Source organism: Geodermatophilus sp. SYSU D00815 (assembly GCF_054050035.1).
Window position 1 is genome coordinate 11,466 of the sequence record NZ_JBJGYO010000021.1, and the last position, 14,947, is coordinate 26,412.

A 14,947-nucleotide genomic window follows, 5' to 3' on the forward strand; every position below is an offset into this window, starting at 1 on the left:
AAGGTCATGCGCATCGGCACCCTGCGACGCGGCCGGGCCCAGGAGGCGGCGCCTGGGGTGACCGGGACCGTCCGCCTGGACCGCCGCACGAAGAACCTCACCAAGCGGCTGCGGCCCGGCGACATCGCGGTCATCGACCACCAGGACATCGACCGCGTCAGCGCCGACTCGCTGGTCGCCGCCAAGGTGGCCGCGGTGGTCAACGCCGCGCCCAGCATCTCCGGCCGCTACCCGAACCTCGGCCCCGAGATCCTGGTCTCGGCCGGCATCCCCCTCGTCGACTCGGTCGGCAAGGAGGTGTTCGCGAAGGTCAAGGAGGGCGCGCGGGTCCGCCTCGACGGCGACACCCTCTACACCGACGACGGCGACGTCCTGGCCAAGGGCGCCGCCCACGACGCCGACTCCGTGGCGCGGGCGATGGCCGAGGCCAAGGCCGGGCTGTCGACGCAGCTGGAGGCCTTCGCCGCCAACACCATGGAGTACATGAAGCGGGAGCGGGCGCTCCTGCTCGACGGGGTCGGCGTCCCCGACGTCGAGACGCAGATCGAGGGCCGGCACGTGCTGGTCGTCGTCCGCGGCTACGACTACAAGGAGGACCTCGCGGCGCTGCGGTCCTACATCCGCGACTACCGGCCGGTGCTCATCGGCGTCGACGGCGGCGCCGACGCGCTCAAGGAGGCCGGCTACCAGCCGGACATGATCATCGGCGACATGGACTCGGTGAGCGACGACGTGCTGCGCTCCGGCGCCGAGGTCGTCGTGCACGCCTACGCCGACGGCCGGGCGCCGGGGCTGGCCCGCGTGCAGGACCTCGGCGTCGACGCGATCACCTTCCCGGCGGCGGCCACCAGCGAGGACATCGCGATGCTCCTGGCCGACGAGAAGGGCGCCAAGCTCATCGTCGCCGTCGGCACCCACGCCACGCTGGTCGAGTTCCTCGACAAGGGCCGCGGCGGCATGGCCTCGACCTTCCTCACCCGCCTGCGGCTCGGCGGCAAGCTCGTGGACGCCAAGGGCGTGAGCCGGCTCTACCGCAGCCGCATCTCCACCGCCGCCCTCGTCGTGCTGGTGCTCGCCGCGTTCATCGCCATCGGCTCGGCCCTGTGGGTGTCCTCGGCCGGCCGCGTGTACATCGACCTGCTGGTCGACCAATGGAACAGCTTCGTGTTCTGGCTGGAGAACCTCTTCTCGTGATCGACTTCCGTTACCACCTCGTCTCGCTGATCGCGGTCTTCCTCGCCATCGCGCTCGGGATCGTCATCGGCACGACGCAGCTCAACGGCCCGATCCTCGACGACCTCCGCGGCCAGGTCTCCGCCCTCGAGCAGGACAAGCGCGCACTCGAGGACTCCACCCAGCAGCTGCAGGCCCAGCAGGAGACCGGCGACGCCTTCACCGCCGCCGTCGCGCCGTCCCTGGTCGACGGCGCCCTCGCCGGCCGCAGCGTCGTCCTGGTCGTCACCAACGAGCAGGTCCCCACCGACACCGTCGAGGAGGTCACCGCGCTCATCGGCGAGGCCGGCGGCAGCGTCAGCGGCACGCTGCGGCTGCTGCCGGAGTACACCGACCCGTCCACCGCCTCGAGCCTGGAGAACTACGTGACCGGCGGCGGACTGCCGGCGGGGGTCCAGCTGCCCGACAACGGCGACGCCGGGCAGCTGGTGGCGGCCGTCCTCGGCCAGGTGCTGATGGTCCCGGCGTCCGGGGCCGCCCCCAGCACCGCCGACCTCTCCTCGGTGCTCGCCGGCCTGTCGGCGCTCGAGGTGCTCGCCCTGGACAGCGCGTCGGTCACCCCCGCCAACTACGCCGTCGTGCTCACCGCGGGCGGCTTCGCGGGCGAGGACGCCGAGCAGCGCAACGCCACCCTCACCCAGCTCGCCGCCGCGCTCGACGCGGCCGGGTCCGGCGCCGTCGTCGCCGGGGACACCGCCGCCGCGGCCGAGAACGGCCTGGTCGGCGTGCTGCGCGCCGACCCCGTGACCTCGGCCGCGGTCTCCACAGTCGACAACGTCGACACCATCGAGGGCCAGGTCAGCACCGTGCTCGCCCTCGGCCGCGAGGGCGAGGGCACGTCGGGCAAGTACGGCACCGGGGAGGACACCCAGCCGGTGCCGCCGGTCCCGGCCGACACCCCGTGACGGCCCGTCGGCGGACGGCGCTGGCGCTGGCCGGCGCCGCGGCGGCCCGGGCCGCCCTGGCCGGCGCCGCGGCGCTGACGGCCCGGCCGGCCGGCGCCGGGTGGCGCCGCACCAACTACGCCGGGCGCCCGGTCACCCTGCTCGGCGGCCCGGCCCTGGCCGCCGCCGCCACGGCGACGGCGGCGCTCGGCGCGCCGCCCGGCTACCGGGCCGCCGCCGCGCTGGTCGGCGGAGTGTCCGGGGCGGTGGGCGGCTACGACGACCTCGCCGGGGCGCGCCCGGAGCAGGCACGGGACAAGGGGCTGGCCGGGCACCTGCGCGCGCTGCGGGAGGGACGGGTCTCCGCCGGCGCGGTCAAGGTGGCCGGCATCGGCGCGGCCGCCGCGGTCGCCGCCCTGCTCACGTCGCGGGGGCGCGGGGGCGGCGCGCTGGCCGACGCCGTGCTCACCACCGGCCTGGTCGCCGGGACGGCGAACCTGGTCAACCTGCTGGACCTGCGGCCCGGCCGCGCCGGCAAGGCGGGCGCGCTGGCGACCGCGGCGACCCTGGGCGGCCCCGCCGGCGGGCTGGTCGCCGGCCCGCTGGGGGCGACGCTGGCGGTGCTGCCGGAGGACCTCGGCGAGCGGGTGATGCTCGGCGACTGCGGCGCCAACGCCCTGGGCGCGCTCGTGGGGCTGCGGCTGGCCGCGCTGCCGGGCCGCGGGACCCGGGCCGGGCTGCTCGGCGCCGTCGTCGCGCTCACCCTGGCCAGCGAGAAGGTCAGCTTCACGAAGGTCATCGAGGCCACCCCCGGGCTGCGGGAGCTGGACCGGCTCGGCCGCCGGGCACCGTGACCGCGCGCCGCGTCGCGCAGGGGGTCGCCGGGGCGGCGGCGCTGATCGCCGTCCTCACCGTGCTCTCCCGGCTGGCCGGCTTCGTCCGCACGCTGGTGTTCACCAACGCCGTCGGCGCCGACAGCACAGGCGACACCTACACGGCCGCCAACACCGTGCCCAACATCGTCTTCGAGGTCGTCGCCGGCGGCGCGCTGGCCAGCCTGGTGGTGCCGATGCTCGCCGGCGGCATCGCCGCCGGCGACGCCGAGCAGGTCCGGCGCACGGCGTCGGCGCTGCTGGGCTGGACGCTGCTGGTGCTCACCCCGCTGGCCGTGCTGGTCGCGGTGCTCGCCGAGCCGATCGCCCGGCTGCTGCTCGGCGGGGACGGCGACGCGGTCAAGGTCGACCTGGCCGCCCGTTTCCTGCTGGTGTTCGCCCCGCAGGTCGTGCTCTACGGCATCGGCATCGTGCTCACCGGCGTGCTGCAGGCGCACCGCCGCTTCGCCGGCCCGGCGCTGGCGCCGCTGCTGTCCAGCCTCGTCGTCGCGACCGCGTACCTGGTCTTCGCCGGGATGGGCGGCAGCCCCCGGGCGGCCGACCTGTCCACGCCGGCCGAGCTCGTCCTCGGCGTGGGGACGACGCTCGGCGTCGTCGCGCTCAGCCTCAGCCTGCTCGTGCCGGTCCGCCGGCTGCGGCTGGGCCTGCGCCCGTCGCTGCGGTTCCCGGTCGGTGCCGCGCCGCGGGTGCGCCGGCTGGCGGTGGCCGGCGTGCTCACCCTGGCCGGTCAGCAGCTGGTCGCCGCCGTGGCGATCCGGCTGGCCAACGACGGCGCGCCCGACGGCACCCAGGTCGTGTACGCGGCCGGGCTGACGGTCTTCCTCGTGCCGTGGGCGGCGCTCGCCGTCCCCCTGGCCACCTCGGCCTACCCCGGGCTGGCCGAGCGGGCCGAGCTCGGCGACGAGGAGGGCTTCCGCCGGTCGCTGGCGCCGGTGGCGGTGCTGGTCGTGGTCGCCTCGGCGGTGGCCGCCGCGGTGCTGGTCGCCGCCTCCGGGCCGATGGCCCGGGTCTTCCTCAGCGACGACCCGCCGGCCGACGTCGCCGCCCTGCGGGACACGATCGTGGCCTTCGCGCCCGGGCTCGTGGGCTACGGCCTGGTCGCGCTGCTCACCCGGGCCCTCTACGCCCGCGGCCTGTGGCAGGCGCCGACCGTCTGCGTGGTCGGCGGCTGGCTGCTCGCGGTCGCCGCCGACGTCGTCCTGGCGGGGGCGCTGCCGGCCGAGGACCGCGGCCCGGCGCTGGCCGCCGGGCACAGCGTCGGGGTGACCGTGGCCGGGCTGGCGCTGCTGGTGGTGGTGGCGCGCCGGGCCGGGGGACCGGCCCTCGCCGGTGTGCTGCGCACCGGCGGGCCCGCCGTGCTCGCGGCCGCCCTCGGCGGCGCGGCGGGGCTGGGGGTCGCGCGGCTGCTCGACGTCGACCCGGCGCCCACCGGCGGGCTGCTGGCCGCCGTGGGCGCCGGGGTGGTCGTGGCCGCGGTGGTGGCGCTCGTGGCCGGGGCGGTCATCATGGGTACGGCACGCGGGCCGCTCACGGCCGCCCTGCGAGGGTTGCGCGCGCCGGTCCGTCCGGAGGTGCCGGGTCGTTCGGAGGTGCAGGGTGGCTGACCGCTCGCCCCTGGCGGGCCGCTCCCTCGTGGAGGTCCTGGCCACCAGCGCCGGCGGCGTGGGCGCGCACGTGCGCGCGGTGATCGGCCCGCTGGTCGCGGCCGGCGCCGCCGTGCGGGTCTGCGGCGCACCGGCCACCGAGGAGCTGTTCGGCTTCACCGCGGCCGGCGCCGACTTCCGGCCGGTCGGCATCACGGCGGGGCTCGACCCGGTCGCCGACGCCCGCGCGGTGCTGCAGCTGCGCGCCGCGGCCGCCGGCGCCGACCTGGTGCACGCACACGGGCTGCGCGCCGGGCTGGTGGCCGCGCTGGCCCGCCGCACCGCCCGCGACCGCCGCCCGCTGGTGCTCACGCTGCACAACGCCCTGCAGGAGGGCGCCGGCCCCAAGCAGGCGCTGCTGCGCCGGCTCGAGGGCGTGACCGTGCGCGCCGCCGACCTGGTCCTCGCCGTCTCCGGCGACCTGGCCGCCAACGCCCGCCGGCTGGGCGCCCGCGACGTGCGCCTGGCGCCGGCCATCGCCCCGCCGCGGCCGCCGGCGCAGCGCTCCCGCGCCGAGGTGCGCGCCGAGCTCGGCGTCGCCGACGACCGCCCGCTCGTCGTCGCCATCGGGCGGCTGCACCCGCAGAAGGGCTACGACGTCCTGCTGGACGCCGCCGCGCGCTGGCGCGGCCGGGTCGACCCGCTGGTGGCCGTCGCCGGCGACGGGCCGCTGCACGACGAGCTCGCCGGCCGGATCGCCGCCGGGCAGCTGCCGGTCCGGCTGCTCGGCCGCCGCGACGACGTCGCCGACCTGCTCGCCGCCGCCGACCTGTGCGTGCTGCCCTCGCGCTGGGAGGGCAGCCCGTTCACCGGGCAGGAGGCGCTGCGGGCCGGGACGCCGCTGGTCGCGACCCGGGCCGGCGGCATGCCGGAGCTGTTCGGCGCCGCCACCGAGTTCGTGCCGGTCGGCGACGCCGGCGCGCTCGCCGACGCGGTCGTGCGCGTGCTCACCGACCCCGTCCGCGCGAAGGAGCTGGCCGACGCCGGGCCCCGGCAGGCGGCCACCTGGCCCGACGAGGCGGCCACCGCCCGGCAGGTCGTGGCCGTCTACCGGGAGCTGCTCGGAGACCCCGCGCCGTGAGGGCCGCCGCCCGACGCCTCGCCGTCCTGGCTGCCGTCCTGGCCGCAGTCCTGGCCGCAGTCCTGGGGGCGCTGCCGGGGCTGCCGGCCGGGCCGGCCGCCGCCGCGGACGAGACCGGCGCGCCGGCCGCGCGGGCGGTCGTCATCGGCGTGCCCGGCCTGGTGTGGAGCGACCTGGACCCCGAGCGGACCCCGCAGCTGTGGGAGCTGGCCGGGGGGTCGTCGGTCGGGGCGCTGTCGGTGCGCGCCGCCCGGGGCACCAGCTGCCTGCTCGACGGCTGGGCCACCCTCGGCGCCGGCAACCGCGCCCGGTTCCCCGGCGCCGACGAGGAGATCCCGCCGGTCCCGCTGCCCAGCGCGCCGCTGCCCGACGGCGCCGACGGCGCACCCGCGCCCGACGACGCCGCACCCGACGAGGGGGCGCCCGCCGACCCGCCCGTGGACGCCCGGCTGTCGCACTGCGGCCTGCAGGAGCAGGTGGCCGGCCTCGGGCTGGCCGACCCGGTGGCGACGGTGGGGCGGATCGCCGAGGACGAGGCGACCGCCCGCTTCGGCGCCGAGGCGGGGCTGCTGGGCGAGCAGGTCGGCTGCGCCTCGGTGGTCGGCCGCGCCGCGACGGTGGCCGTGGCCACGCCGGACACCCCGCTGGGCACCACCGACGAGCTGCCGGCCGATCCCGCCGCCCTCGCCGGTCTGCTGAGCGCCTGCCCGCTCACCCTCGTCAGCCTCGACGAGCTCACCGACGCCGGCGAACCGGGCGTCGAGCTCACCGACACCGGCACCGACCCGGTGCCCCGGGCCGAGGCCCTCGGCGTCGTCGACGCCGCGGTCGGGCAGCTGCGGGCGGCGGCGGAGGCGTCGGAGGAGCCCACCCTGCTGGTCGTCGCCGGCATCTCCGAGGTCAACGACGGGCGCCCGCAGCTCCACGTGGCCATCGTGTCGGGGCCCGGCTTCGACGAGCCGGCCTGGCTGACCTCGGCCAGCACCGGCCGCACCCCGTACGTGCAGCTCATCGACGTCGCCCCGACCGTGCTGCGGGCCCTCGGCCTCGACCTGCCCGCCTCGGTGAACGGCCGGCCGATGCAGGCGGCGGGGGAGCGGCCGGCGCTGGCCGAGGCGGTCGAGCAGCTGGACCGGATGAGCACCGCCGCGAGCGTCCACTACCGCAGCACCAGCGCGTTCTTCTGGTCGCTGGTGGCGGTCAACGGCGTCCTCGTCGCCCTCGGGCTGGCCGTGCTCGGCGGCTGGCGGGTCGGCCGGCTGCGCCGCCCCGCCGCCGTGCCCGCGGCCGCGGCCGGCGGGGCCCGGCGGGGCGGGGCGCGGCGGCTGCTGCGCGGCCTGGCCCTCGCCGCGGCCGCCCTGCCCGTGGCCACCTACCTGGCCGACCTCGCGCCGTGGGAGCGCGCGGGCTCGCCGCGCTGGGCCCTGCTCGGGGCGGTGCTCGCCGCCGACCTGCTGGTGGTGGCGCTGGCCGCCGTGGGCCCCTGGCACCGCCGGCGGCTCGGCCCGGGCCTGGTCGTCGTCGCCGTCACCCTGGCCACCCTGGTCGGCGACGTCCTCACCGGGTCGAACCTGGAGCAGAACGGACTGCTCGGCTACGACGCGATCGTGGCCGGCCGGTTCACCGGCTTCGGCAACCTCACCTTCGGGCTGGTCTCGACGACAGCGCTGCTGGCGACGGCGGCGGTGGCCACCGCCGCCGGTCGGCGGGCGCGGCCGGAGCGGGCCCGGCTCGTGGTCGCCGCGACGGTGCTGGCGAGCACGGTCGTCGTCGTCGGCCTGATCGGGGCGCCGCAGCTCGGCCGCGACTTCGGCGGCGTGCTCGCCTCGGTGCCGGGGTTCCTGCTGCTGGCCATGCTGCTCACCCGCACCCGGGTCACCGTCCTGCGGTTGCTGGCCGTCCTGGGCGCGGCGGTCGTCGTCGTCGGCTCCGTGGCGTTCCTCGACTGGCTGCGGCCGGCCGACGAGCGCAGCCACCTGGGCCGGTTCGTCGACCAGGTGCTCACCGGCGAGGCGTGGACCGTGATCAGCCGCAAGGCGCAGGCCAACCTCGACATCCTGCTCGGCAGCTCGCTGGCCTGGATGCTGCCGGTGGCGCTGGTGGCGGCGGCGTGGCTGGTCCGCCGCCGCGGGCTGCTGCGGGGCGGCCGGTCCGGGCTGCCGCCGGCCGACGCCGCCGCGCTGAGGGCGGGGCTGCTGGCCGTCGCCCTCAGCCTGGCCCTGGGCGCCGCGGTCAACGACTCCGGCGTCGCCGTGCCGGCCACCGCCGCGGCGCTGCTCGTGCCGCTGCTGGTGTGGCTGGCCGCGGGCCCGCGCGGCGCGGACGGCACCGCCCCCGACGGGGGAGCCGAGGGGGCCGACCGTGTTACGGTGGTCTCCCGTGGATCGACCGCATGGAATGCGTGACCAGTCGTATTCGCAGGGCCTCCTGCACAACTCCCAGCCGACGAAGTTCGTCTTCGTCACCGGCGGTGTCGTCTCCTCGCTCGGCAAGGGGCTGACCGCCAGCTCGCTCGGCGCGCTGCTGTCCAGCCGTGGCCTGCGGGTCACCATGCAGAAGCTGGACCCGTACCTCAACGTCGATCCCGGGACGATGAACCCGTTCCAGCACGGCGAGGTGTTCGTCACCGAGGACGGCGCCGAGACCGACCTCGACATCGGCCACTACGAGCGGTTCCTCGACACCGACCTGTCGGGCCGGGCCAACGTCACCACCGGCCAGGTCTACTCCGACGTGATCGCCAAGGAGCGCCGCGGCGAGTACCTCGGCGACACCGTGCAGGTCATCCCGCACATCACCAACGAGATCAAGGCCCGCATCCTCGCCGGCGCCAACAGCTGGGGGCCCGACGGCGAGCGGGTCGACGTCGTCATCACCGAGATCGGCGGCACGGTCGGCGACATCGAGTCGCTGCCGTTCCTCGAGGCCGCGCGGCAGGTCCGCCACGAGATCGGCCGCGACAACTGCTTCTTCCTGCACATCTCGCTGGTGCCCTACATCGCGCCGTCGGGCGAGCTGAAGACCAAGCCGACCCAGCACTCGGTCGCCGCGCTGCGCAGCATCGGCATCCAGCCCGACGCGCTGGTCTGCCGCTCCGACCGGGAGATCGGCACCGGCCTCAAGCGCAAGATCAGCCTGATGTGCGACGTCGACGCCGAGGGCGTCATCTCCTGCGCCGACGCCCCGTCGATCTACGACATCCCGAAGGTGCTGCACCGCGAGGGCCTCGACGCCTACGTCGTCCGCCGGCTGGGGCTGCCGTTCCGCGACGTCGACTGGACCGTCTGGGGCGACCTGCTCGACCGGGTCCACAAGCCCAAGCAGACGGTCACCATCGCCCTGGTCGGCAAGTACATCGACCTGCCCGACGCCTACCTGTCGGTCACCGAGGCGCTGCGCGCCGGCGGGTTCGCCCACCGCAACCGGGTGGAGATCCGCTGGGTGCCCTCCGACGACTGCGAGACCCCCGAGGGCGCCGAGAAGGCGCTGGCCGGCGTCGACGGCGTGTGCATCCCGGGCGGGTTCGGGGTGCGCGGCATCGAGGGCAAGCTGGGCGCGATCCGCCACACCCGGGTCAACGGCATCCCCACGCTGGGCCTGTGCCTCGGCCTGCAGTGCATGGTCATCGAGTACGCCCGCCACGTCGCCGGGCTGGAGAAGGCCAACTCCGCCGAGTTCGACCCCGAGACCCCCGACGCCGTCATCGCCACCATGGCCAGCCAGGTCGACGTGATCGCCGGCGAGCGGGGGATGGGCGGCACCATGCGGCTGGGCAGCTACCCGGCGGCGCTGCAGCGCGGCTCGGTCGCCGCCGAGGCCTACGGCGCCACCGACGTCACCGAGCGGCACCGGCACCGCTACGAGGTCAACAACGACTACCGGGAGCGGCTGTCGGAGGCCGGGCTGGTCTTCTCCGGCACCTCGCCGGACGGCCTGCTCGTCGAGTTCGCCGAGCTTCCGCGCGAGGTGCACCCGTTCTTCGTGGGCACCCAGGCGCACCCGGAGCTGAAGAGCCGGCCGACCCGGCCGCACCCGCTGTTCCGCGCCTTCGTCCGCGCCGCCATCGACTACGCCGAGTCCGCCCGTCTGCCGGTGCCCGTCGACGAGGCCGAGAAGGTCGGCATCTGATGGTGGAGCCCGCACGGCCGGGCGAGTACGAGGTCCTCGGGACCGAGTCGGTGTACGAGGGGCGGATCTTCCGGCTGGCCCGTGACACGGTCGCCATGCCCGGGGGCGGCGACAGCGTCCGCGAGGTCGTCCGGCACATCGGTGCCGTCTGCGTCGCCGCGGTCGACGACGAGGACCGCGTGGTGATGGTGCGCCAGTACCGCCACCCCGTGCGCGGCTACCTCTGGGAGCTGCCGGCCGGCCTGCGCGACGCCGACGGCGAGCCGCCGCTGGAGACGGCCAAGCGCGAGCTGGCCGAGGAGGCCGGGCTGGCCGCCGAGCGGTGGTCGCTGCTCGTCAACTCGTTCAGCACCCCCGGGTTCTGCGACGAGCAGGTGCTCATCTACCTGGCCGAGGGGCTGTCGGAGGTGGACCGGCCGGAGGGGTTCACCGTCGAGCACGAGGAGCTGGACATGACCGTCGAGCGGGTGCCGCTCGACGAGGCCGTCGCGCGGGTCCTCGGCGGCGGCATCCGGAACGCGTCGGCGGTGATCGGCATCCTCGCCGCCGCCCGGGCGCGGGCGACGTCCGCGCCGCTGCGCCCCGGCGACGCGGCGTAGCCCGGCCCGCCGGGGACGGCGCTCAGGCGTAGGTCGCCGCCAGCTCGGCGCCGATCCGGGCCAGCTCGGCGCGCACCGCCGGCGGCGAGAGCACCTCGACCGTCGACCCCCACCCGGCGAGGGTGCGCGCGATGTCCAGCGGCGTGGGCGCGGCGACCCGGACCCGCGCCCGCCCGTCGGGCTGCTCGGCCTCGACCGCGCAGTGCCGCCCGAAGTGGTCCTGCAGGATCGGCACGAAGCGGGCCGGGATGAGCAGGGTCGCCTCGGTGCGCGCGCGGCGCTGCTCCACCTCGCCGACGACCTGGCGCCACGCGTCGGGGAGCGCGAAGCCGTCGGGTCGCTCGGCGGGCTGGTCGGTGGGCTCGGCGGCCACGATCCGGTCGACGCGGAAGGTGCGCTGCCCGCGGTCGGTGCCGGCGACGAGGTACCAGACGTCGTCCTTGTCGACCAGGCCCCACGGGTCGACCAGCCGCTCGCTCCGCCGGCGGGCGCCGTCGCGGTAGACCAGGCGCACCCGGCGCCGGCGGACGACGGCGGTCTGCAGCGCGTCGACCGTGCCGGGTCGCGCGCGGTCCCGCTCGCCCCACCGGGTCGGGTCGACCAGGGTCGCCGCGGCGGCGGCCTGCGCCTCGGCCCGGAACGGTGTCGGCAGCGCGCGGACCAGCTTGCGCAGCGCGGCCCGGGCCTCGTCGGAGACCGCCGCGGCGGGGCCGACGAGCAGGAACAGCGCCTGGGCCTCGCGCGCCGACAGCCCGCTCAGGTCGGTGCGCGCACCGCCCACCAGCGACCAGCCGCCCCCGCGCCCGGGCTGCGGGTAGACCGGGACGCCCGCCGCCGACAGCGCCTCGAGGTCGCGCCGGGCCGTGGCGACCGAGACCTCGAGCTCCTCGGCCAGCTGGGCCGCGGTCACCCGGCCGCGCGCCTGCATCAGCAGCAGGACGGCCACCAGCCGGTCGGCTCGCACGCGTCAACTCCTCGGGAAAGTGCTCAGGAGGTGAGCGCTTTCGGGACGAGGCTAGAGCCGGAACCGCACCCCGACCAGAGGAGCTCCCGTGCTGCGCGGCCTGACCACCATCACCTACTTCGCCGACGACGTCCCCGCCGCGGTCCGCTGGTACACCGAGGTGACCGGCGCCGAGCCCTACTTCGCCCGCCCAGTCGACGGCCCGCCGGCGTACGTGGAGTTCCGGCTCGGCGACTCCCTGCACGAGCTCGGCGTCCTCGACCGGCGGTTCGCCCCGCACGGGCCCGGCGTCGGCGGCGTCGTCGCCTACTGGGCCGTCGACGACGTGCACGCCGCCCACGACCGGCTGCTCGCCCTCGGCGCCACCCCGCACGACCCGCCGACCGAGCGGGGGCCCGGCTACGTCACCGCCTCCGTGGTCGACCCGTTCGGCAACGTGCTCGGCGTCATGTTCAACCAGCACTACCTCGACGTCGTCGCCTCGCGCCGATCATGAAGTTCCGGGAGCGACACGCCGCTCGGGATCGGCGTGTCGCCTCCCGACCTTCATGATCGCGGGGATGCCTCGAGGCTCGGCTCGGGCAACCGGAGGCCGAGGCGGGCCAGCTCGAGGCCGGCGAGCGCCCGCACGGTCGCCGGGTCGCCGTCCCGCCAGCGGGCCCCCGTGCCGGCCGGCAGGGCGGCCAGCCGGGGCAGGGGAGCGGAGGCCAGCGCCCGGGCGGCGAGCAGCTCGAGATCGGGGTCGCCGCGCAGCAGGCGGGCGGCGGCGCCGGCCTCGCGGGCGTAGGCCAGCCGCGCGGGCAGCCAGCGCAGCAGCAACCAGCCGACCGGCAGCAGCACCAGGAGGACGGCGAGCCAGAAGGCCAGCGTGCCGACGGCGTCCTGCGCCGACCGGCCGGCGCCGCTGACCGAGCTGCCGGCGTCGCCGAGCGCCGAGAACGGCTCGGCCAGCGCGTCGCCGGCGACCGGCACCCGCCCGGCGGTCTCGGCGGCGGACTCCATGTTCCGCGCCACCGAGCCGCCGAGGTCCTCGACGGCGCGCCCCGGCTCGGCCAGCACCAGGACGGCGCCGTGCACGGCCCGGGCGACCAGCACCCACAGCACGATCCAGGCGAGCAGCCCGAGGTCCCCGGCGAGCTGCCGGGCGCGCAGGTCCGGGCGGTCGGCGTAGAGGCGCATCCGCGGACCCTTCCCGCGGCGCGCGGCGGCTACTCCTGACCGGCACGCCGCCGGCGGCACTCGGGGATCGGCACGCCACCTGCCTAGACTCCGGCCGAGGGCGGGCCCCGACCGGGCCGGCCCCGATCGCGGTGCGCGTCCCCGGTCACCCGCGGGGGCGCGGCCCGCGCCGGACGAAGGAGTCTTCATGCGCGTCGGGGTCCCCCGAGAGGTCAAGAACCGCGAGTACCGGGTCGCGCTCACCCCTGCCGGGGTGACCGAGCTGGTCCGCGCGGGGCACGAGGTGCTCGTCGAGCAGGGCGCGGGGGAGGGCTCGTCCATCCCGGACGCCGACTACGTCGCCGCGGGCGCCCGCACCGTGCCCACGGCCGACGACGTCTGGGGCGCGGCCGACCTGCTGCTGAAGGTCAAGGAGCCGGTCACCGAGGAGTACGGCCGGCTGCGCGCCGACCAGACGCTGTTCACCTACCTGCACCTGGCCGCGTCCAAGGAGTGCACCGACGCGCTGGTCACCTCCGGCACCACCGCCATCGCCTACGAGACGGTGCAGAAGCCCGACGGCACGCTGCCGCTGCTGGCCCCGATGTCGGAGGTGGCCGGCCGCATGGCCCCGCAGGTCGGCGCGCACGCCCTGGAGCGGGCGCACGGGGGGCGCGGGGTGCTGCTCGGCGGCGTCTCGGGCGTCTACGCGGCGAAGGTCGTCGTCATCGGCGCCGGCGTCTCGGGGATGAACGCCGCCGCGATCGCCCTCGGCATGCAGGCCGAGGTCATCGTGCTGGACAAGGACGTCGACAAGCTCCGCGCCGCCGACCGCATCTACCAGGGGCACATGCAGACGGTCACCTCGAACGCCTACGAGGTCGAGCGCGCCGTGCTCGACGCCGACCTGGTCATCGGCGCGGTGCTCGTGCCGGGCGCCAAGGCGCCGACGCTGATCAGCAACGAGCTGGTGAGCCGCATGAAGCCGGGATCGGTGCTGGTCGACATCGCCGTCGACCAGGGCGGCTGCTTCGAGGACACCCGGCCGACGACCCACGACGACCCCACCTTCCGGGTGCACGGGTCGGTCTTCTACTGCGTCGCCAACATGCCCGGCGCGGTGCCCAACACCTCCACCCACGCGCTGACCAACGTGACGCTGCCCTACGTCATGGCACTGGCCAACGAGGGGACGGCGGCGGCCGTCCGCGCGCACGCCGACCTCGCGCACGGCCTCAACGTCGTCGCGGGGCAGGTCGTGCTGCCCGAGGTCGCCGAGGCGCACGGGATGGGCGCCGTGCCGTGGGAGGAGGTGCTCGTCTGACCGCCACCGCCACCCGGGCCGCCACCGGCTCGACGACCAGCCCGATCGAGCGCGTGGTCTCCGGCTACCTGGACCACCTGGCCGTCGAGCGCGGGCTCGCGGCCAACACCATCGCCTCCTACCGGCGCGACCTGCGGCGCTACACCGAGTACCTCGCCGGCGCGGGGGTCACCGCCCTCGGGGAGATCACCGAGTCCGACGTCGCCGGGTTCCTGGCCGCGCTGCGCCGTGGCGACGACGAGCACCCCCCGCTGTCGGCGACGTCGGCGGCGCGGGCCGTCGTCGCCGTCCGCGGCCTGCACCGTTTCGCGCTGCTCGACGGGCTGGTCCCCGACGACGTGGCGCACGAGGTGCGCCCGCCGACGCCGGCGCGGCGCCTGCCGAAGGCGATCCCCGTCGAGTCGGTGGTGGCGCTGATCGAGGCGGCGGGCGCGGTCGAGGGCCCGCGCGGCCTGCGCGACCGGGCGCTGCTCGAGCTGCTGTACGGCACCGGCGCCCGCATCTCCGAGGCGGTGGGCCTGGCCGTCGACGACCTCGACCGCGGGCAGGCCGCCGTCCGCCTGGCCGGCAAGGGAGGCAAGGAGCGCGTCGTCCCCGTCGGGTCGTACGCGGTCAGGGCCGTGGAGGACTACCTGGTGCGCGCCCGGCCGGCGCTGGCCGCGGCCGGGCGGGGCGGGGTGCGCGGCGGCGCGCTGTTCCTCAACGTGCGCGGCGGGCCGCTGTCGCGGCAGAGCGCGTGGGCGATCCTGCGCACGGCGGCCGAGCGGGCCGGGCTCACGGCGGAGGTCTCGCCGCACACCCTGCGGCACTCGTTCGCCACGCACCTGCTCGACGGCGGCGCCGACGTCCGCGTGGTGCAGGAGCTGCTCGGCCACGCCTCGGTGACCACCACGCAGGTGTACACGCTCGTCACCGTCGACCGGCTGCGCGAGGTCTACGCGAGCAGCCACCCGCGGGCGCTGAAGTGACAGCCGCCCACAGGCCGTATCGGTAGATCTCGCCAGAGCTTTCGGCTCGACCACGCACCGTGCTTGGCATCG

The 14,947-nt window shown here is 76.7% G+C and carries 13 protein-coding genes; 11 read left to right on the forward strand and 2 right to left on the reverse strand.

Going from position 1 to position 14,947, the window contains the following annotated elements:
- Window positions 1–6 precede the first annotated feature (6 nt).
- From steA to ACI78S_RS19140, 8 genes are read left to right on the forward strand one after another with little or no spacing between them, the layout of a single operon-like run.
- Window positions 7–1,194, forward strand: coding sequence for a putative cytokinetic ring protein SteA (steA, locus tag ACI78S_RS19105; protein WP_456976241.1), 1,188 nt, complete (start codon window positions 7–9; stop codon window positions 1,192–1,194).
- A complete protein-coding gene (locus ACI78S_RS19110) occupies window positions 1,191–2,138 on the forward strand; it encodes a copper transporter (protein WP_456976243.1) in 948 nt (315 codons plus the stop codon). The genes steA and ACI78S_RS19110 overlap by 4 nt, the downstream gene beginning before the upstream one ends.
- Complete coding sequence (locus ACI78S_RS19115) at window positions 2,135–2,971, forward strand: hypothetical protein (protein WP_456976244.1); 837 nt, start codon at window positions 2,135–2,137, stop codon at window positions 2,969–2,971. The genes ACI78S_RS19110 and ACI78S_RS19115 overlap by 4 nt, the downstream gene beginning before the upstream one ends.
- Window positions 2,968–4,614, forward strand: a complete 1,647-nt coding sequence (gene murJ / locus ACI78S_RS19120) for a murein biosynthesis integral membrane protein MurJ (RefSeq protein WP_456976246.1) — start codon at window positions 2,968–2,970, stop codon at window positions 4,612–4,614. The genes ACI78S_RS19115 and murJ overlap by 4 nt, the downstream gene beginning before the upstream one ends.
- On the forward strand, window positions 4,607–5,734 hold the full coding sequence (locus tag ACI78S_RS19125; RefSeq protein WP_456976248.1) for a glycosyltransferase family 4 protein: 1,128 nt from the start codon (window positions 4,607–4,609) through the stop codon (window positions 5,732–5,734). The genes murJ and ACI78S_RS19125 overlap by 8 nt, the downstream gene beginning before the upstream one ends.
- On the forward strand, window positions 5,731–8,139 hold the full coding sequence (locus tag ACI78S_RS19130; protein WP_456976250.1) for a hypothetical protein: 2,409 nt from the start codon (window positions 5,731–5,733) through the stop codon (window positions 8,137–8,139). Before ACI78S_RS19125 ends, ACI78S_RS19130 begins: the two co-directional genes overlap by 4 nt.
- Window positions 8,132–9,862 (forward strand): CTP synthase, encoded by a 1,731-nt coding sequence (locus ACI78S_RS19135; protein WP_456976252.1) that lies wholly within the window; start codon window positions 8,132–8,134, stop codon window positions 9,860–9,862. Before ACI78S_RS19130 ends, ACI78S_RS19135 begins: the two co-directional genes overlap by 8 nt.
- Window positions 9,862–10,461 carry an NUDIX domain-containing protein gene (locus ACI78S_RS19140; protein ID WP_456976254.1) on the forward strand — a complete coding sequence of 200 codons (600 nt, stop codon included), beginning with the start codon at window positions 9,862–9,864 and terminating at the stop codon, window positions 10,459–10,461. Before ACI78S_RS19135 ends, ACI78S_RS19140 begins: the two co-directional genes overlap by 1 nt.
- 22 nt (window positions 10,462–10,483) lie before the next feature.
- On the opposite strand, the gene ACI78S_RS19145 is transcribed toward ACI78S_RS19140, so the two are convergent.
- Window positions 10,484–11,425 (reverse strand): helix-turn-helix transcriptional regulator, encoded by a 942-nt coding sequence (locus ACI78S_RS19145; protein WP_456976256.1) that lies wholly within the window; start codon window positions 11,423–11,425, stop codon window positions 10,484–10,486.
- Window positions 11,426–11,513: 88 nt separating this feature from the next.
- On the opposite strand from ACI78S_RS19145, the gene ACI78S_RS19150 reads away from it, so the two are divergent.
- Window positions 11,514–11,921: a VOC family protein gene (locus ACI78S_RS19150; protein ID WP_456976258.1), complete on the forward strand. Its 408-nt coding sequence runs from the start codon at window positions 11,514–11,516 to the stop codon at window positions 11,919–11,921.
- Window positions 11,922–11,971: 50 nt separating this feature from the next.
- Here the strand turns inward: ACI78S_RS19150 and ACI78S_RS19155 are convergent, their stop codons facing one another.
- Window positions 11,972–12,604 (reverse strand): hypothetical protein, encoded by a 633-nt coding sequence (locus ACI78S_RS19155; RefSeq protein WP_456976260.1) that lies wholly within the window; start codon window positions 12,602–12,604, stop codon window positions 11,972–11,974.
- Between the two features lie 187 nt (window positions 12,605–12,791).
- Here ACI78S_RS19155 and ald point away from each other — a divergent pair, with 187 nt between their 5' ends.
- Window positions 12,792–13,907, forward strand: a complete 1,116-nt coding sequence (gene ald / locus ACI78S_RS19160; protein ID WP_456976262.1) for an alanine dehydrogenase — start codon at window positions 12,792–12,794, stop codon at window positions 13,905–13,907.
- Complete coding sequence (gene xerD, locus ACI78S_RS19165) at window positions 13,886–14,875, forward strand: site-specific tyrosine recombinase XerD (RefSeq protein ID WP_456976264.1); 990 nt, start codon at window positions 13,886–13,888, stop codon at window positions 14,873–14,875. The genes ald and xerD overlap by 22 nt, the downstream gene beginning before the upstream one ends.
- Window positions 14,876–14,947: the final 72 nt, after the last annotated feature.

Excerpts from the sequence above, each read along its gene's own strand:
- steA (WP_456976241.1), top strand. The coding sequence starts at position 7 with ATGCGCATCGGCACCCTGCGACGCGGCCGGGCCCAGGAGGCGGCGCCT.
- ACI78S_RS19135 (WP_456976252.1), top strand. The coding sequence starts at position 8,132 with ATGCGTGACCAGTCGTATTCGCAGGGCCTCCTGCACAACTCCCAGCCG.
- ACI78S_RS19140 (WP_456976254.1), top strand. The coding sequence starts at position 9,862 with ATGGTGGAGCCCGCACGGCCGGGCGAGTACGAGGTCCTCGGGACCGAG.
- ACI78S_RS19155 (WP_456976260.1), bottom strand. The coding sequence starts at position 12,604 with ATGCGCCTCTACGCCGACCGCCCGGACCTGCGCGCCCGGCAGCTCGCC.
- ald (WP_456976262.1), top strand. The coding sequence starts at position 12,792 with ATGCGCGTCGGGGTCCCCCGAGAGGTCAAGAACCGCGAGTACCGGGTC.